Genomic DNA, 17779 nt, shown 5'->3' with positions numbered 1-17779 from the left:
AAAGCTAAACAAAGCTGAAAATAGAATAATAAAAGGCTATCCGATGGAATATAATTTCAGAACTGCATTGATTGTTATCAGTGCTGTGGTTATCACGGCAATATTTGTTCATGGTTTTTGGACCATAAGAAAAAATAAAAACCCTTATAAGCTTAAAGCAAAAGCTGAAAAAGTTGAGCCTAATAACCGAGGTTTTGATGGCTCAGGCTTTGATCAAGATGGTGTTAGTAAACCAAGAGTTGTTGAAAACTCACTTGGTGCTCAATCATATGATGAAGAGATGCCTATGCCATCGACAGCTGAATATGAAGAACAAGCTACATCATATCGCGAATTTAGTGCCGAAGATGATGAACCAAGTTTGGGGGACATGTCTTCTTTTGATGAGACTTCTGCTAAAAAAGATAACAACAGTGCTGATTTACGTGTTCATGATGCATCATTATTTGGCTCGGTTACCGCCAAAGAAGCCGCTGTTATTGAGAGAATTGAAACACCTGTCTATCAAACACCGATAACATCAGCTAAACAACCATTGAAAACGTCGGCGCGTTTTACTGAAAAAGCGCCTGTTAAGCGAGACCAAATAGAGATAAATTTTGGCAGTGAAAGCAAGGAAAGTAAAAGCGCGGCCAAAAAAGAATCGATAATCCCTCAGCATAAAAAAGTGGAAGTTGAACCCGAAGTACTGGTTATTTCAGTGGTTATGCCTGAAAAACAGCAAATGTCAGGTGCCGCACTTTTACCGACATTATTAACCTTGGGTATGAAATACGGAGAGATGAACATCTTTCACCGCCATCAAGATAATGCTGGAAATGGTAAAGTTACCTTTAGTTTAGCAAACATCATGAAACCAGGAACATTTGACCTCGACAATATGGAAAGCTTTACTACACAAGGTATTAGCCTTTTTATGATGTTACCTAATGCGGGTGATGCTTCCGTTGTCTTTGAGCAAATGCTCAACGCAGCAAAGCAACTCGCTTTAGAATTTAATGGTCAATTATTAGATGACAAACGTAATGTTATGACCAAACAAACAGAACAACATTATGTGGGTAAAATTCGCGAATTTACGCGAAGAAATTTAATCGCCTCATCTTAAAACTAAGCAAACTCTGACAGGTTAATTAATTGATTAACCTGTAATTTAAACTCTTTCAAAAGTAATTCATTCTTATGTCATCACCTGCTAATGCGACTCGAGTACAAGAGCTTCATCAACTTATCAATCAATTAAATCATCAATATTACGACCTAGATGAACCCAGTGTTCCTGATGCAGAATATGATCGCTTAATGCGAGAACTTATTTCAATTGAAACAGCAGAGCCAGAATTAAAATTACTTGATTCACCGAGTCAAAAAGTCGGTGGGCAAGCGTTAAAATCTTTCAGTCAAGTGACACACCAAGTACCGATGTTATCGCTTGATAACGTGTTTTCTGGCGATGAATGGCAAGCTTTTGCTAAGCGTGTAAAAGACCGTTTGCTTTCTAAAGAAACTATTAAATACTGTGCTGAGCCAAAACTTGATGGTTTAGCGGTGAGTTTACGCTACGAAAATGGTGTTTTAGTACAAGCAGCTACGCGCGGGGATGGCGCTGTTGGTGAAAATATCACGGTAAATGTTCGCACGATCAAATCGATACCTTTAAAATTAACCGGTGATAACTACCCTGACATATTAGAGGTTCGCGGCGAAGTTTTTATGCCCAAAGCCAGCTTTAATGCGTTAAATGCTAGTGCGCTAAAAAAAGGGGAAAAGATTTTCGCAAACCCAAGAAATGCAGCTGCAGGTAGTTTACGCCAATTAGACTCAAAAATAGCCGCTAAACGCAACTTAGCTTTTTATGTCTATGGTATTGGTTATGTTGAACAAGCATCAAGTCAAACATTAGGTGAAGAGTGGTTAGAAAATTCACACTATCAACGTCTTTGTCAGTTAAAAACATTGGGTTTACCTATGTGCCCAGAAGTTAAGTTGCTGAGTGATTCGTCAGAAGTCGCCAGTTTTTATCAATATATCATGCAAGAACGTGACAATTTAAGCTATGAAATAGATGGCACGGTTTTTAAAGTTGATGATATAGCCCTGCAAAAAAAATTAGGCTTTGTTGCTCGAGCGCCGCGCTGGGCAACCGCTTATAAATTTCCGGCACAGGAAGAGACAACACAATTACTTGATGTTGATTTTCAAGTTGGCCGAACAGGGGCGATTACTCCGGTTGCGCGTTTAAATCCTATTTTTGTTGGTGGTGTAACCGTCAGCAATGCGACCTTACATAATCAGGATGAGATTGAGCGTTTAGGTATCAAAATTAATGATTTTGTTACGATAAGAAGAGCGGGTGATGTCATTCCACAAATTGTCAGTGTTCAATTACAAAAGCGCCCTGAAAATTATCGTGACATCGTTTTTCCGACAACTTGCCCAGTATGTGATTCTGCTGTGGTTAAGGCTGAAGGCGAAGCCGTGTTACGTTGCACGGGGGGCTTATATTGTGGCGCACAACGTAAAGAAGCAATTAAACATTTTTCGTCACGAAAAGCCCTCGATATAGATGGTTTAGGCGATAAATTAGTTGAGCAATTAGTCGACGAAAATTTGATTAAAACCCCTGCTGACTTATTTAAGTTAACAGAACTAGACGTGAGTACCATGGCTCGTATGGGTAAAAAATCGGCAGATAATTTAATTTCAGGTCTAGTAAAAGCAAGAAGTACTACATTGCCTAAATTTATTTATGCACTCGGTATTCGCGAAGTAGGTGAAACCACGGCAACCAATTTAGCCAATTATTTTCTTAACTTCCCTGCAATCAAAGTAGCGAATGAAGATACTTTGCAAAAAGTGCCTGATGTTGGGGCGGTTGTTGCTAAGAATATTATACAATTTTTTCAGCAAGACCATAACATTGAAGTGGTCAGTGAGCTTGAAAGCATAATGTCGTGGTCAGATATTGAAGTGAAATCTGCAGAACAACAGCCCTTGAAAGATAAAACATTTGTCTTAACAGGCACCTTGACACAAATGGGGCGCAACGAAGCTAAAGCAGAATTACAAGCACTGGGCGCTAAAGTCTCAGGCAGTATCTCAGTAAAAACTGACTTTTTGGTCGCTGGTGAAAAGGCTGGGTCAAAGCTAACTAAAGCGCAAGACCTAGGGGTAGATATATTGACCGAAGATGAGCTGGTAACCTTACTTGCAAAACATAAATAAGGTTATTACTGATCCCTAGGTGTTAAATAATAAATAGCCGGTTAAACAATAAATAACCGGTTAAATAACGATCAGTGCGTATACAAACAAAAGCATAGGTAAAGGTAATATAACGGTAAAAATAATGGCCTCACACCATTCGATTGTTGAATAAAACTTTCGCCACGGTTTATTTTCTTGTTTATTTGATTGTAAAGTCACAAAGAAGAAAATAAAACTTGCTACCACTAAGGTCTGTAAAGCCGCAAATAAAATAAATATAGCGAACCACACCAAGACAATAGGGGTGCTTTGTTCAATTTGCTTACTTAACATAAAAAATAGTGCAAACGAGAAACCGCTCCACGCTAATAGTTTCCAGCGATATGAAGAACAAGTAATGGCGATATTATTGAATAGTGCTGGTGTTAACCGATATTTCATATAAATTCTAAAAAATGATAATGATTAATAATTTTGTCACGCTTGCTGCGGGACTTGCAAGATTTAATAAATATTATCAATACATAGAACCTCTTTCTCTAAATAAATTTCATTACTTTTATAATTAATTCTTGTGATGAATTCGTGATAACTTCGTGAAACCTTCGTAATATTTGCTGCGCATACTGAATGTGAAATCATTTAGTCATCAAAGGAAAGTTATGAAATTTTTTAAAGTCGCATCAGCTATCGCATTAGCTTGTTCAAGTTCAGCATTAATGGCACAAACCATTGATATTCAAATTACTAACCTCACCCATGCACAACATTTTACGCCACGCTTAGTTATAGCCCATGATAATTCTGTTGATGCTTTTGAACCCGGTGTTGAAGCTACATCAGCATTAGCATGGCTTGCAGAAGCGGGTGTCATTGATGATGCGCAAAATGCCGCATCAGAAGGTCAAAACTTTGAAGCACTTTTAGGGCCTACAGATACCGATAATACAACGAATACATGGCACCGTTTTGGTGGTTTAGTCGCGCCATCAACGTCTTTAAGTTATGCCTTTGATACGATGGATAAGCCTTATCTTTCAATTTTATCTATGTTGATCCCAACGAATGATGCATTTGTTGGCTTAGACAGTATTAAAATTCCAACTACGCCAGGTACTTATACTTATATGTTGCACGCATATGATGCAGGTACAGAATTAAATGATGAATTAAACAGTATGCGTACTGATATTGTTGAACAAGGTGGTGCTGCACTTGGTGGTTACGGTGTTCCAGGTGTTGCAGGTGCAGGTGCTTCTCCAGTGCCATTAGGTGTTGGCGGAACAGGTGTTGCAGTAAAAGTTGGTTTTGCTGAAGATGGTAGTGCAATTGGTGTTAATGAAGTTGTTGATGGTACCGATGGTCCCGTACATATTCATAGAAATATTCTAGGCGATACCAGTCTTACCGATGGAGCAAGTGATTTGCAATCGACAGAGCATCGTTGGTTGAACCCTGTTGCCCGAGTAACCATTACTATCCCAGCATCTTAATTTAGGGAGAATAGAACATGAATATTAATAAAATAAGTTTAGTGTTATTGCCTCTTATTGCTGTATTAGCTACGGGTTGTGGCGGTGATGATGGAAGTAATGGTACAGCTGGTCAAGCCGGTGCTGCCGGTACTGCGGGTGTTGATGGAACTGATGGTACTAACGGTACTAACGGTGCTAACGGTGCTGATGGTACTAATGGTACTAATGGTAATCTAGCTGTTTTCACTGTTCAGTTAACTAATTTAACCTACAGTCAGCCATTTTCACCTGCGGCGATTATTCTACATGAACCTGGCTACCATGCCTTTATCGATGGTGAAGCCGCCAGCCTTGGTTTAGAGCAGCTCGCTGAAGGTGGTGACCCTACTGAACTTCTTGCTGAAGCTTTAGCTGCAACGCAGTATTTAGATGCTACCACTACAGATGGTGCAACGGGACCTCGCTCTGTTGGTACAATGTCGACACTCGTTGTTCCATTACTTGACGTAGATGATTTAAGACTTAGTTTCACAACAATGTTAGTTGACACTAATGATGCGTTTACCGGTCTTAATGCGGCAGACATAAGTAATATGACCGTCGGACAATCAATGAGCTTTATGGCTCCTACATGGGACTCTGGCACTGAAGCTAATACTGAAACGGCAACGACTATGCCTGGTCCAGCAGCAGGTGCTGCAGGTGGCGGTGGAGCAAGTGCTGGTTTTGATGCAGCACGTGATGATCTTTTTGACTTAGTTCATTTCCATCGCGGTGTTGTCACTAATGCCAATGCTAATGATGAGAGTAAGGAAGGTTTAAGCACGTCGGTATTAACAGAAGCGGATCGCTGGGATAATCCAACGTCACGTATCATAGTAACTCGAACTCGATAAATTGGCTGGCGTCCTTACAGGCGTCGCTATTTCTACATTGCTAGTGATAGATAATAAAGTCAAAGAGTTGATAAAAAATAAAATAATAAATGTATCGAAAGTATTTATGCCCGAGCAAGTTCTTATGCTCAGGCATAAAGAAAAATAATGCAGAACATATTGATGTTGTTGGTATTGGCTTAGGTGTATCGATGGAGAGTTAGCTTAATAATAGCTTAACTTGAATCGATGAAGTTTATAACTCCTGCTTGGCTACCTAATAATATTGATGAGCATTAAAATTGTCCCATAAAGTATATTCAATCAATAGTTGATGATATTTTTTTCTTTGTGCTGTAATTCTTAATAATAAATAGAATAAAACGGAGCAAAGCATGGACACTATTTTAGTGGTTGAAGATGATCAAGATATTGCAGATTTAATGATTTTAAATTTACAAGAACTGTCATTAACGGTTGAACACTGCTTAACCGGAGAGCTAGCGTTGCAGAAACTTGTTGATAATAACTATGCTCTCGTTTTACTGGATGTGATGCTACCAGGAATTTCAGGTTTAGATGTTTGCCGACAACTACGTGAACAAAAACCAGAACAAGTGATCTTAATGATAACCTCTCGTGATAGTGAAATTGATCGTGTATTAGGGCTTGAATTGGGCGCAGACGATTATATGAGTAAGCCTTTTAGTGTGCGTGAATTACAAGCTAGGGTAAGAAGTCAGCTGCGACGTTTACACTTAGCGGCTCAGAGAGAGCAACAACACTCACAACAACAGCAACCAGAACAGCATTTAACAATAGGTGAATTGCAAATTAATAATACCACTCATCGAACGCTATTGGCTGGAAAAGAACTAGAGCTAACCTCCACTGAATTTGACTTACTCTTATTTTTGGCTTCTCATCCTGAGCAAGTGTTTTCTCGAGAACAGCTACTTAGTAATGTCTGGGGATACCACCATAGCGGTTATGAGCATACTGTAAATTCTCATATCAATCGCTTACGTAACAAAGTTGAAAGAAATGCCACTAAACCTGAAATTGTGCAAACAGTTTGGGGGGTGGGTTATAAATTTAATAAAAAAGGTGTTGCCGCATGAAACTGTCTTTATATCACCGTTTGTCTCTTTCTTTATTGGTGGTATTTATTGCAATTATTAGTGTTTTTTATATTTGGGCGCAACAGCTTGAGCAAAAAACAAGATATGAATCAGAGCAAAATTTACACTTATCTTTAGCGGCTAATCTAGCCAGAGACAACCCATTATTACAACAAGGTGTTTATGATCACCAAGCGTTGAAAAATTTATTTCATACCTTAATGGTTTTAGGCCCCGCCTTTGAATTTTATTTTGTTGACCCCGCAGGTAAAATTATAACCCATTCGATTACTCCAACATTAATTAAACGTACAAAAATTGATTTACTCCCACTTATTCAACTAACACAAAATCAAGCTGCGTTACCTATTTATGGCGATGATCCGCAACACATTTCTCGTAAAAAAATATTTTCTGCCGCGCCTGTTTTTAATGGCAGTAGTTTGCAAGGTTACTTATATGTCATTGTTACAGGAGAACGTTATGAATCTGCTTTTAAGCGATTGCAGCCAAGCAGGCAAGCCGAACTTTCTATTCTGGCAATGTTTGGTGCTATGCTATTCTTTTTTGTAGTAATGTTAGGAATATTTGCTTATTTTACTCGCCCATTAAGACGCTTGAGTAGAGATATTAAAGCACTAAGAGCTGTTGGTTTTGACAAAAGTAAAGTGAATCTCGCTAAATGGATGCCTAACAGTCGTAATGAAGTACACCAACTGGGCGAAGCGTTTGAGCAAATGGTTAAACAAATTAATCAACAGTTTGGCATGTTACAAAAAAATGATGAGCATCGACGAGAGCTGTTGGCTGATATATCTCATGATTTACGAACACCACTGTCGTCTCTGCAAGGTTATATTGAAACCCTTGAATTAAAAAATGATCAGGTCACTAAAGAACAACGACAAAAATATATCGAAATAGCATTGAAAAACGCTCAACAATTGAAAGGGCTTATTGATCAAATATTTGAGTTAGCCCATCTTGAAAGTGGTCAAGTTTCTTTGAATCTTGAAGCGTTTAATTTAGCTGAACTTTTATATGATGTTGTTGCTAAATTTAGTTTGCAAACCTCAGCAAAGCATATAGAAATTAATATCGTACCTGAGTGTTCTTACACCCAAGTTCATAGTGATATTGGAAAATTAGAGCGGGTATTAAGTAATTTACTAGAAAATGCTATTCGTCATACTGCTGAGTTAGGAAAAATCACCTTATCTATTTCTGAGGTGGATAAAAACCACTGTCAATTAAATATTACGGATACGGGCACAGGTATTAAAGAAGATGAGCTGCCCTATATTTTTGATACGCGTTATCGTGCAAGTAATGCAGTGCAAGACAAGCAGAAGCATACTGGACTTGGGCTTGCTATCACTAAAAAACTATTGGAATTATTAAAATCTGATATAAAAGTAACGAGTACGTTAGGCGAAGGGACAACATTTTCTATTAATTTAAGTAAAGTTTCGTTATAAATTGAATTTTAACAGTCGAATTGTTTGGCAACATTCCTTAGAATACCTATTAGGATTTCATTTAAAAAATTTCACCTAAGGAAATATCGTGAATAACAAAGCTACCCTCTTATTAACACTTGCTGCGCTTATCGTTTTAGCAAGCTGTGCAAAATCTTCGACTGGACGTAATCAAATAACGCTTTTCTCAAGTTCAGATCTCAATAAAATGGGTGCCAGTTCGTTTGAACAAATGAAAGAAAAAGAAAAAATCAGTACCGATATTGCAGTAAATAATTACGTACAATGTGTCGCGAAAGCCATCACTAAAAACGTGCCTAAATCTGCTCATAAAGGAGAGTGGGAAGTTGTTGTTTTTGACTCTGAACAAGTCAATGCATTCGCTTTACCCGGCGGGAAAATTGGCGTTTATACGGGTATTTTAAAAGTTGCCGAAAATCAAAATCAACTTGGGGCAATTATTGGTCATGAAGTAGGGCATGTTATTGAAAGTCACTCTAATGAGAGGATGTCATCTAGTAAAATTTCTCAAACAGGTATGGCTGTTGTCGATACGGCCCTATCAGTTGGAAATGTTGAAAACCGCAACTTGTGGATGTCTGGTTTAGGCTTAGGGTTACAATACGGTATATTAATGCCCTATGGACGTACCCATGAAAGTGAAGCTGATATAGTTGGGCAAGACTTAATGGCAAAATCAGGATTTGAACCATCGGCAGCTATTAGTTTGTGGCAGAACATGGCTAAACTTTCAAATGGTTCACCACCAGAATTTATGTCAACACATCCATCAAATGAAACCCGTATTACTCAGTTAACAGAACATTTGCCGAAATCCCAAGCTTATTATAAGGCCAGTAACGCACCCAGTTGTAAAAAGCCAAAGAATATTTAAAGACTTATATAGAGTCTTTACGCTCAAATACAGCAGTAATTGATTCTTTTACCTCTAATTGAGAAACGTATTATAATTATATTGATGGCTGGCTTTAGTAACACTGCTACAAATGTTATTGATTTTTGTTTAAACAGTTAAATATCAGAACTTAACATGGTAAAATACGCTATGGTCATTGGAATATAGTTTAATGTAATCTTCTGTTTTTCCTATAAACGTAGTTAATGCAACCTAAGGATTTGCGTATTATGATAAGTGCTGAGCTGCACCCCGAAGAATTACAACGTATTGATGAATTACTCAGATACGAAGTATTAGACACTGAAGATGAAAAGATGCTCGATGAACTTACTCAGTTGGCTAGCGCCATTTGTGGTACTTCTATTTCTCTCATCTCTCTTGTCGACAAAGACCGCCAGTGGTTTAAATCTCGAGTAGGTCTTAATGCTCAGGAAACGCCAAGGAATATCGCTTTTTGTTCACATGCTATTTTACAAGATGACGTTTTTGAAGTACCTGATACCTTAGCGGATGAACGCTTTGTCGATAATCCATTGGTAACAGGTGCTCCAGATATTCGTTTTTATGCGGGAGCACCACTGGTCAGTACAAACGGCATGCCTATCGGCACCTTATGTGTTATTGATACAGTTCCCCATAAACTGGATGAAAAACAACAATTAGCATTAAACACTTTAGCAAAACAAGTGGTTAGCCAATTAGAACTAAGACTACGTAACCGTCAGTTAGAGCGGATGCAAGCAGATCAAGAAAAAATATTTGCTATTTTGTCTCATGATTTACGCTCTCCTTTTAATGGTATTTTAGGGTTATCAAAAATTTTGCATGAAAATGCAGACACTCTTGAGCCTGAGCTTATTGCTGAAATGGCCGATGGAATTTTAGAGTCGTCACTGACTTTTTATCAGCTACTAGACGAAATTTTGCAATGGTCGCGTAATCAATTAGGCGCCGTTCATGCGGAATTAAAAACGATAGCGTTAAAGCCACTGTTAATAGAAACGCTCGACTTGATGACAGAAAGTTTCAATTTAAAAAAAATCAGTATTAAACACAACATCAATGAAAATACTACTGTGATGGCGGACGTTAATTTAACAAAAACTATTATTCGTAATTTATTAGCAAACGCCATTAAATATACGCCAGAGCATGGCAGTATCGACATTGAAGCTAAATCTAGTGATGGCCAGGTTAAACTGGTTATAACAGATACTGGTGAAGGTGTTCCTCAAAATATACAAGACCAACTATTTAGTGATTGTGTTGCTAGTCAGTGCGGTACTCAAGGTGAATCAGGTCATGGCTTAGGATTAAGTTTATGTGGTGATTTTGCCCGCAAGCAGCAAGGTTATCTCTCTCTAGATAAAACCTATACTGGTGGTGCTAAATTAACCCTTAATTTTCCAAAAACTGCTGAATAATAATTAACTAAATGAATGACGGCTTTAGCATAGTATAAATATTGAAAAATAAAGACGTTTACCCAGGCCCCATCTAGGGGCTTTATTTTGCTAACTATTTAATAAGTTTAAGCCATTGGTTGTTTAAATAGTTTTTTGCCTTCGGTTAATAAATGTTGAACCGCTGGATGTTTGACTTTACGTTCGGGTGAGATCAAGTAGTAATGTTCGGTTATATCATTGGTTTTTCCGATAATGCTCACGTTAAACTGTTCCATAACGTGATCTTCAATAATTGTTGGGGCACAAAAAACACCATAACCCGCCTGACCAAAATACTTAGTTAATATCGAATCATCAAACTCTCCAATAATTAATGGCGAGATACTCAATTGATTAAACCAAGAAAGTACACTTAAACGTTGATTTGTACCTTCACCAGCAATGAAAAATGATTGTCCATCGAGTGAGTAAGGAAAGTTAGCCTGTAATTTATCAGCCAAATTATGGTGAGCAAAAAAGCTAAAACCGCTTTTTCCGATAGCATGGCTATATGCCTTTAACGGGGAAGTCGTAGGCAGGGGAGTATCAGTTAATATCGCGTCTAATTTATTTATCGCCAACTCTCCAAGTAATACCTCTAAACTCGTTTCCTTACAGATTAATTTTATCGAACTATCCATGGTATAAATTTGCTTTAGGAAATGAAAAGAAAATACTTTTGCTATCACATCTGTAACACCTATTGAAAAGCGGGAAGCAAAATCTGCTGAGTGATTTTTAAGTGAATAAAGTAATTCGTCTCCTAAACTAAAGATTTCTTCGCTATAACTATATGTCAAGCGTCCCATTTCGTTCAGCACTAAACGTTTCCCTTTTCGTTCAAATAACAGGTAGCCTAATTGATCTTCAAAAGTACTGAGTTGGGCACTCAACGTTTGCGGAGTTATATGAATAATTTTTGATGCTTGGGCAATACTGCCATGTTTTACTATCGCATTAAAATACTGTAGGTGGTGATAGTTTAGTTTGGCCATAATGTTCTCTTAATGATTTACCTATAGCTATTAAAAATAATAATCCTTAGATTTTTTGTCAACTTTTTTCTAATAAAGAAGTAACAACAAACAGCTTTTATTGTTTTACTTTCGGATTGTAAAATATCTAGAAAGATAAAACTGCTTAGGTTAGGATGGTTAAGCACTAAAGTTGGCTATTATTGTAGTTTTTGCCATTACTTGCAGAATATTAATACGAGTGGTTATCTGGAAAATTAATTGAATTAAGGGATTTTAACAATGAAGTTCACTAAAAATTTTATAGCTAAATTTATTTTCGTTGGTTTTTTATTAGCAAGTGGCTCAGTATTTGCCGACTTTAAGTCTGATATTATTAAATCGTGTAAAGCATACCAACAGGGTATAGACCGTAGTGAAATTAATCCATGCAAACTTTATATCGATGGGTTTATCGATTCATCTTTACTTTCAGAAAGTGCGGTAGTAAAACCAGAGGCGTTAATTGATAATCCTCGAGCGCCAGTCAGTGATTTTGTCAAAAGAGCCTACAATACTCGTGTTACAGCGAGGTCATCATTGACAGAGAAAGGCGGTGAACATGAGTTTTGCATTCCTCTTGAAGAAGACCGAAGGAAAGTGGTCTCTAAAGTAGCCAAGTCGATGAAAATAGATGACTTACAGACGAAATCTTTGAAAGAGGTATTATTTGAAGCGTTAGTTTCAGAATTTCCATGTTGATCATCAAGGCAGATAAATCGCTGTCTAGCGGCATGTAGAGCACTTCGCTACTTTGGTGTTTCACTTATCGATAATCACGTTATAACGTCTTATTTACTGTTGTTTAGTGCCGATAGCGCTATGTCGTTAACTTGGCATTTTTATTGTTGCCAACAAACTTGAATTATTGCTCAATAACCCGTAATGCTTAAAGGGCTGTTATATTAGCAGTTAGCTAATATTTAGTGAGTTGTGTAATTAAAAGTATGACAACTCTGCTTACCTTTTTCCTTCGCTTGGTACATAGCCGAATCAGCTTGTTGCATCAGTAATTCCGGTGAGCTAGTTTTATCTTTATTCCATGCCATTCCAACACTTGCGTGGCAATATAAAGATAACTTATCAATAATATAGGGTTCGTTCATTTTAGCTAAAATACGCTCGGTTACCTCATTAATTTCACTAATACAAACAACGTCTTTTAATATAATGGTAAATTCATCACCTCCTAAACGAGTCAATCACGCAAGAATCTAGAATAGAGTAACGAAAGCCTAATATTGGTAAGCTACTTAGTGATGCGCCAAAAAGCTATGCTGGCGACAACTAGCAAGATCATCGGATAAAAAGCACTTGATACCACTTCAATAGGTGATATTTTCAAGGTTGCTCCTAGCAGTAAAGCTTGCGCACCATAAGGCAGTAAACCTTGGTTAATACAAGCGTAAATATCTAATAAACTTGCCGAGTGTGCTGGGCTGACTTGTCCATCTTCTGCTAACTCTTTCGCTGTTTCACCAGTAACAATAATTGATACGGTATTATTTGCGGTAAAAAAGTTACAAGTAAATGCTAACGAAGCGATACCTAAACCGGCGGCACGTTTTTTATTGTTGGGGTTGAGCTTTCGCGCAAAGTGCTCAATTGCATGGGTTAGCGCGGCTAAGCCTCCTTGGCGTTTGATCAGTTCGCTTAAACCACCAATAAACAGCGAAAGAATGAAAATGTCTTGCATACTAGCAAAGCCAGCATTGATATCACTGACCCATGCCGATAATTGATAGCCATTGTCGTACATGCCTATTGCAGCCGCGAGGATAATACCAACAATTAATACGACAAACACATTAAGACCCATTAACGCTAACGTTAGTATGACCAAATAGGGTAATAAGCCAAGTACGTTAATATCTTGGGTTTGTTCATGCAGAATACTAATTCCCATTGAAGCATAAATAATGAGACATAAAATTGCCGCAGGTACGGCAAATTTAAAATTGACTTTAAATTTGTCTTTCATGTGCGCACCCTGACTGCGCGTCGATGCTATGGTGGTGTCAGATATTATTGATAAATTATCGCCAAAAATAGCGCCTGAAATAATACAGCCAGCAACAATTGAAGCGTCTAAATCAGCAGACTCTATAAAGCCTAATGCCACCGGCGCAATCGCAGCGATGGTGCCCATTGAAGTACCCATGGCGGTAGCAATAAAAGCCGCAACTAAAAATAAGCCTGGCAGTAATAAGTAATCAGGGAAAAAAGATAAACCTAGCTGAACGCTCGCATCAACACTCCCAGTTGTTTTGGCAACTGTTGCAAAAGCACCGGCGAGTAGATAAATAACACACATAGTAATAATGTTTGCATGGCCAGCTCCAGAAATAAATTGGCTTACTTGATCATTAATACTGTCTTTACCTAAATATATAGCCACTAAGATGGCTGGAATAATAGCGATGCTGGCGGGGAGTTGATAAAAAGCAAACTCAACGCCTTGTAGGGTAAGGACAATACCGGTGCCCAGAAATAAACCAAGAAAAACCCCAAAAGGTAACAGGCTAAGTAAACGCTTCTCTGGAGAAGAAATAACGATATCTTTATTCATAAAATTTATCTTTAACATTAAGTTAACGCTAGTCTATCGTAAACTAAATCGATAGCAAAATAATAACGAAAGCATAGCCATAACCGGAAATTATATAAAATAACCAAATGTCTTAAGTTCAAGCTACAGACCAGTAGCTGTTTATGTTATCCTATCGCGAATTTTTATCTAATTGCCATTTTTACACAATAACTGTGTCGGCGAAAACATAAGGAATATCATGTCAGAGAATACATTTGAAACAATTGAGCAACGTGTAAGTTACGGCGTAGGTCGTCAATTAGGTGATCAATTACGTAATAACCCTTTTAAAGAGTTTGACGTATCTGCTGTACAAGCAGGTTTGGCCGATGCTATTGCTAATTCAGCAAGCCAAGTATCAGACGAAGATTTAAATGCCGCGTTTTCTGTTGTTTCTAAAAAAATGCAAGAGTTAGAGCAAGCCGCAGCTAAAGAAATGTCAGCTGAAGGCGAAAAATTCTTAGCTGAAAATGCTAAGCGTGATGAAGTAACTGTTACTGAATCTGGCCTTCAATATGAAGTTTTAGCAACAGGCGATGGCGAAAAGCCAACAGCAGCAAGCACAGTTCGTACTCATTATCATGGTACTTTCATCAATGGCGACATTTTTGATAGTTCTGTAGATCGCGGTCAACCTGCTGAATTCCCAATTGGTGGTGTTATCCCAGGTTGGACTGAAGCATTACAGTTAATGACCGAAGGTTCTAAGTGGCGTTTATACGTTCCTTACCATTTGGCATACGGTGAGCAAGGCTCACAAGGTGCTATACCACCTTATTCAACGTTAGTATTTGACGTTGAATTATTAGCAATTGTTAGCTAATTAGTTTTTAAAGCCCTCCGTTGAGGGCTTTTTTATGCCTGTATGTCGTGATGTCATAGATGGCAAAGAACGACGAATACGCTAAAATAATAAAATATAAACCCATAGTGATTAACCATAACAAAGCAATCAAGTAGGGATGTATGTTAGAGCAAGCACTGATCAAATTATTTAAAGATTATATTACTGCCTTTGAACATTGTGATTTAGAGGCAGCCCGCGCTTGTTATCATTTACCTTGTACATTACATACCCCAGATAAAATTGCTTATTTAGTGAATAGTGAAAGTTTCAATCAAGAGTTTAAAGATATCTTTACTGTTTTAACGCATGCAAAAACCCGAAAGATAATACCAACTACAGCAAGTTATAATTATGCAGATAATTCGTCTATCGATATATGTGTTGATTGGGCTTTCTTTGATGACAAAGATCAAGTTTTTGCTGATTTTACCGCATTTTTCCATGTAGTTAAGATAGATGAGCAGTTTAAAATAATGAGTGTGGTTTCACACGACTTATCCAATAGTATTGAATTAGCATTGCCATTAGCGTTAGTACGCTAAAGTAATCTAGTAGATAAAATAATTTTATAGAGATTAAAATGAAAGTAAAAGTAGCCATTTTAGGATGCAGCGGCCGTATGGGCCGTAACTTAATTCAAGCAGCCGTTGAGCATAAGTCTATTGAACTTGTTGGTGGTACGGTTCGAGCGTCTTCATCGTTTGTTAATTTTGACTTAGGCGAACTCGCCGGTATTGGTGCTATTGGCCAAAAAACAGCAACTAACTTAAACGACTTACTCGATGCTGATGTTTTTATTGACTTTACGGCTATTCAAACCACTTTAGACAACCTAAAATGGTGTCAACAACATCATAAAGCTCTCGTTATTGGTACCACGGGCTTCAGTGACGAGCAAGTGAGTATTATTGAAAAAGCAGGCGAACTTATGCCGGTGATTTTAGCGCCAAATACTAGTGTCGGTGTTAATTTAATGTTTAAGCTACTAGAAGTTACCGCAAAAGCAATTGGTGACTATACTGATATAGAAATATTTGAAGCACACCACAGATTTAAGAAAGATGCTCCATCAGGTACAGCAGTAAAAATGGGGCAAGTTATAGCAGACACTTTAGGTAGAGACTTAAATAAAGTGGCTGTTTATGGTCGCGAAGGTATCACAGGAGAACGTGATAAAGAAACCATAGGTTTTGCGACAGTAAGAGCTGGAGATATCGTTGGAGAGCACACCGCTTTTTTTGCTGATATTGGTGAACGGTTAGAAATCACCCATCGCGCAAGTTCAAGAATGACTTTCGCATTAGGTGCTATGAGAGCCGCATTCTGGTTAAGTGAAGCAGATAATGGTTTTTATGATATGCAAGATGTTTTAGGCTTGAAGTAATTTATTTTTAGAGAAAACAGTTACTTTTGGCTGTTTTAACTGAATATTCAATTAAACGCTTAGTTTTTACAATTATCGCTAGACGAACATGTGATACAAGCGTAAAATAAGTGGATTTTGTCAAAAATTTAGTAGTTCTGTTAGTAATAACGAAATTTTTGGCATTTTTTATGGGTGTTTCATTAGGAAACAGCCGACACGTAATTTGTACTTAATGATGTTTTTTAGTTGCATCGTTAAGCTTCTTTCTTCTTTACGGAGGTTAAATTGACTAAATCTGCCATTTTAGTGCTTGAAGACGGCACTGTATTTAAAGGCACCGCTATTGGTGCAGACGGAGCGGCTGTTGGTGAAGTAGTATTCAATACTTCAATGACCGGTTACCAAGAAATTCTTACCGACCCATCATATGCAGAGCAAATTATTACCCTAACTTACCCGCATATTGGTAATACAGGTACCAACAGTGAAGATGAAGAATCAAACACTATTTGGGCAAAAGGTTTAGTTATTCGTGACTTACCGCTATTAGCGAGTAATTTTCGAAATGAACAGAATTTAAGCGACTACCTAAAGGCACGTAATGTTTTAGGTATTGCTGATATTGATACGCGTAAACTAACACGTATTCTTCGGGAGAAAGGTGCTCAAAACGGTTGCATCATGACCATAGATACAATGTCTGAGGCTGCAGAAACAGACGCTTTAGCTCAAGCAAAAGCATTTCCAGGTCTTAAAGGCATGGATTTAGCCAAAGTTGTTTCAACCAAAGAACAATATCAATGGACAGAAGGTAGCTGGGAATTAGGAAAAGGTCATATTACCCCTGAAAACTCGAAGTTTCATGTAGTTGCTTACGATTTTGGTGCCAAACGCAATATTTTGCGTATGTTAGTAGACCGTGGTTGTAAGGTAACAGTAGTGCCAGCACAAACACCAGCCGCTGATGTTTTAGCAATGAATCCAGATGGCATATTCTTATCAAATGGCCCAGGCGATCCAGAGCCTTGTGATTATGCGATTTCTGCTATTCAATCATTTTTAGAAACACAAACGCCAATCTTTGGTATTTGTTTAGGTCATCAACTTCTTGGCTTAGCCAGTGGAGCGGGTACCATTAAAATGAAATTTGGTCATCACGGTGGCAATCACCCCGTGAAAGACTTTGAACGTAATGTCGTGATGATAACTGCGCAGAACCATGGTTTTGCGATTGATGAAAATAAAATGCCCGCGAATTTGAAAGTAACGCATGTGTCATTATTTGACCAATCAATTCAAGGTGTACATCGCACCGATAAGCCTGCATTTAGTTTTCAAGGTCATCCTGAAGCAAGTCCTGGTCCTGCAGATGCGGCACCATTATTTGATCATTTTATCGATTTAATGAACGAAGCCAAAGCTTAGCCCTTAAACAAGATATAG

The 17779-nt window shown here is 37.9% G+C and carries 17 protein-coding genes; 13 read left to right on the top strand and 4 right to left on the bottom strand.

Features of this window, described 5'->3' with window-relative positions; genetic code table 11:
* Positions 1–43 precede the first annotated feature (43 nt).
* Together zipA and ligA are read left to right on the top strand one after the other, a co-directional pair.
* Positions 44–1108 carry a cell division protein ZipA gene (gene zipA / locus H4J57_RS03240; protein ID WP_182241933.1) on the top strand — a complete coding sequence of 355 codons (1065 nt, stop codon included), beginning with the start codon at positions 44–46 and terminating at the stop codon, positions 1106–1108.
* 74 nt (positions 1109–1182) lie between these two features.
* Positions 1183–3225 carry an NAD-dependent DNA ligase LigA gene (gene ligA / locus H4J57_RS03235; RefSeq protein ID WP_182241932.1) on the top strand — a complete coding sequence of 681 codons (2043 nt, stop codon included), beginning with the start codon at positions 1183–1185 and terminating at the stop codon, positions 3223–3225.
* A 60-nt stretch (positions 3226–3285) separates the two neighbouring features.
* Here ligA and H4J57_RS03230 read toward each other — a convergent pair whose 3' ends face one another.
* Entirely contained in the window at positions 3286–3648 is a 363-nt protein-coding gene (locus H4J57_RS03230) for a hypothetical protein (protein ID WP_182175749.1), read from the bottom strand.
* A 221-nt stretch (positions 3649–3869) separates the two neighbouring features.
* Here H4J57_RS03230 and H4J57_RS03225 point away from each other — a divergent pair, with 221 nt between their 5' ends.
* The 6 genes from H4J57_RS03225 (at position 3870) to H4J57_RS03200 (ending at position 10499) form a co-directional block, all read left to right on the top strand.
* Positions 3870–4700: a spondin domain-containing protein gene (locus H4J57_RS03225; protein ID WP_182241931.1), complete on the top strand. Its 831-nt coding sequence runs from the start codon at positions 3870–3872 to the stop codon at positions 4698–4700.
* Positions 4701–4717: 17 nt separating this feature from the next.
* Entirely contained in the window at positions 4718–5578 is an 861-nt protein-coding gene (locus H4J57_RS03220) for a spondin domain-containing protein (RefSeq protein WP_182241930.1), read from the top strand.
* 374 nt (positions 5579–5952) lie between these two features.
* Positions 5953–6678, top strand: a complete 726-nt coding sequence (locus H4J57_RS03215) for a response regulator transcription factor (protein ID WP_182216299.1) — start codon at positions 5953–5955, stop codon at positions 6676–6678.
* Positions 6675–8156, top strand: coding sequence for a HAMP domain-containing sensor histidine kinase (locus tag H4J57_RS03210; protein ID WP_182216297.1), 1482 nt, complete (start codon positions 6675–6677; stop codon positions 8154–8156). Before H4J57_RS03215 ends, H4J57_RS03210 begins: the two co-directional genes overlap by 4 nt.
* Positions 8157–8244: 88 nt before the next feature.
* A complete protein-coding gene (locus tag H4J57_RS03205) occupies positions 8245–9051 on the top strand; it encodes a M48 family metallopeptidase (protein WP_310733599.1) in 807 nt (268 codons plus the stop codon).
* Positions 9052–9302: 251 nt separating this feature from the next.
* Positions 9303–10499, top strand: a complete 1197-nt coding sequence (locus H4J57_RS03200; protein WP_182222357.1) for a GAF domain-containing sensor histidine kinase — start codon at positions 9303–9305, stop codon at positions 10497–10499.
* 107 nt (positions 10500–10606) lie between these two features.
* Here H4J57_RS03200 and nhaR read toward each other — a convergent pair whose 3' ends face one another.
* On the bottom strand, positions 10607–11515 hold the full coding sequence (gene nhaR, locus H4J57_RS03195; protein WP_182216294.1) for a transcriptional activator NhaR: 909 nt from the start codon (positions 11513–11515) through the stop codon (positions 10607–10609).
* A gap of 261 nt (positions 11516–11776) precedes the next feature.
* Here nhaR and H4J57_RS03190 point away from each other — a divergent pair, with 261 nt between their 5' ends.
* The gene (locus tag H4J57_RS03190) at positions 11777–12235 is read left to right on the top strand and encodes a Rap1a/Tai family immunity protein (protein ID WP_182216292.1); all 459 of its coding nucleotides are present in this window, start codon (positions 11777–11779) and stop codon (positions 12233–12235) included.
* Positions 12236–12456: 221 nt separating this feature from the next.
* On the opposite strand, the gene H4J57_RS03185 is transcribed toward H4J57_RS03190, so the two are convergent.
* A complete protein-coding gene (locus H4J57_RS03185; RefSeq protein ID WP_182222356.1) occupies positions 12457–12735 on the bottom strand; it encodes a diguanylate cyclase domain-containing protein in 279 nt (92 codons plus the stop codon).
* A gap of 47 nt (positions 12736–12782) precedes the next feature.
* Positions 12783–14102: a Na+/H+ antiporter NhaC family protein gene (locus H4J57_RS03180; RefSeq protein ID WP_182241929.1), complete on the bottom strand. Its 1320-nt coding sequence runs from the start codon at positions 14100–14102 to the stop codon at positions 12783–12785.
* Positions 14103–14322: 220 nt separating this feature from the next.
* Here H4J57_RS03180 and H4J57_RS03175 point away from each other — a divergent pair, with 220 nt between their 5' ends.
* The 4 genes from H4J57_RS03175 (at position 14323) to carA (ending at position 17761) form a co-directional block, all read left to right on the top strand.
* On the top strand, positions 14323–14946 hold the full coding sequence (locus tag H4J57_RS03175; protein WP_182216286.1) for an FKBP-type peptidyl-prolyl cis-trans isomerase: 624 nt from the start codon (positions 14323–14325) through the stop codon (positions 14944–14946).
* Between the two features lie 143 nt (positions 14947–15089).
* A complete protein-coding gene (locus H4J57_RS03170) occupies positions 15090–15512 on the top strand; it encodes a hypothetical protein (RefSeq protein ID WP_182222354.1) in 423 nt (140 codons plus the stop codon).
* A gap of 38 nt (positions 15513–15550) precedes the next feature.
* Entirely contained in the window at positions 15551–16354 is an 804-nt protein-coding gene (gene dapB, locus H4J57_RS03165) for a 4-hydroxy-tetrahydrodipicolinate reductase (RefSeq protein WP_182216282.1), read from the top strand.
* Between the two features lie 267 nt (positions 16355–16621).
* Positions 16622–17761 carry a glutamine-hydrolyzing carbamoyl-phosphate synthase small subunit gene (carA, locus tag H4J57_RS03160; RefSeq protein ID WP_182241928.1) on the top strand — a complete coding sequence of 380 codons (1140 nt, stop codon included), beginning with the start codon at positions 16622–16624 and terminating at the stop codon, positions 17759–17761.
* Positions 17762–17779 lie beyond the last annotated feature (18 nt).

Source organism: Colwellia sp. BRX8-7, from assembly GCF_014077275.1.
Classification (GTDB): domain Bacteria; phylum Pseudomonadota; class Gammaproteobacteria; order Enterobacterales; family Alteromonadaceae; genus Colwellia_A.
The sequence above is the reverse complement of the archived record's forward strand: the minus strand, read 5'-3'. Positions and strand labels throughout refer to the sequence as shown.

Excerpts from the sequence above, each read along its gene's own strand:
- nhaR (WP_182216294.1), bottom strand. The coding sequence starts at position 11,515 with ATGGCCAAACTAAACTATCACCACCTACAGTATTTTAATGCGATAGTA.
- H4J57_RS03170 (WP_182222354.1), top strand. The coding sequence starts at position 15,090 with ATGTTAGAGCAAGCACTGATCAAATTATTTAAAGATTATATTACTGCC.
- dapB (WP_182216282.1), top strand. The coding sequence starts at position 15,551 with ATGAAAGTAAAAGTAGCCATTTTAGGATGCAGCGGCCGTATGGGCCGT.
- ligA (WP_182241932.1), top strand. The coding sequence starts at position 1,183 with ATGTCATCACCTGCTAATGCGACTCGAGTACAAGAGCTTCATCAACTT.
- H4J57_RS03220 (WP_182241930.1), top strand. The coding sequence starts at position 4,718 with ATGAATATTAATAAAATAAGTTTAGTGTTATTGCCTCTTATTGCTGTA.
- H4J57_RS03175 (WP_182216286.1), top strand. The coding sequence starts at position 14,323 with ATGTCAGAGAATACATTTGAAACAATTGAGCAACGTGTAAGTTACGGC.
- H4J57_RS03190 (WP_182216292.1), top strand. The coding sequence starts at position 11,777 with ATGAAGTTCACTAAAAATTTTATAGCTAAATTTATTTTCGTTGGTTTT.
- H4J57_RS03180 (WP_182241929.1), bottom strand. The coding sequence starts at position 14,102 with ATGAATAAAGATATCGTTATTTCTTCTCCAGAGAAGCGTTTACTTAGC.
- H4J57_RS03210 (WP_182216297.1), top strand. The coding sequence starts at position 6,675 with ATGAAACTGTCTTTATATCACCGTTTGTCTCTTTCTTTATTGGTGGTA.
- H4J57_RS03225 (WP_182241931.1), top strand. The coding sequence starts at position 3,870 with ATGAAATTTTTTAAAGTCGCATCAGCTATCGCATTAGCTTGTTCAAGT.
- H4J57_RS03215 (WP_182216299.1), top strand. The coding sequence starts at position 5,953 with ATGGACACTATTTTAGTGGTTGAAGATGATCAAGATATTGCAGATTTA.
- zipA (WP_182241933.1), top strand. The coding sequence starts at position 44 with ATGGAATATAATTTCAGAACTGCATTGATTGTTATCAGTGCTGTGGTT.
- H4J57_RS03230 (WP_182175749.1), bottom strand. The coding sequence starts at position 3,648 with ATGAAATATCGGTTAACACCAGCACTATTCAATAATATCGCCATTACT.
- H4J57_RS03200 (WP_182222357.1), top strand. The coding sequence starts at position 9,303 with ATGATAAGTGCTGAGCTGCACCCCGAAGAATTACAACGTATTGATGAA.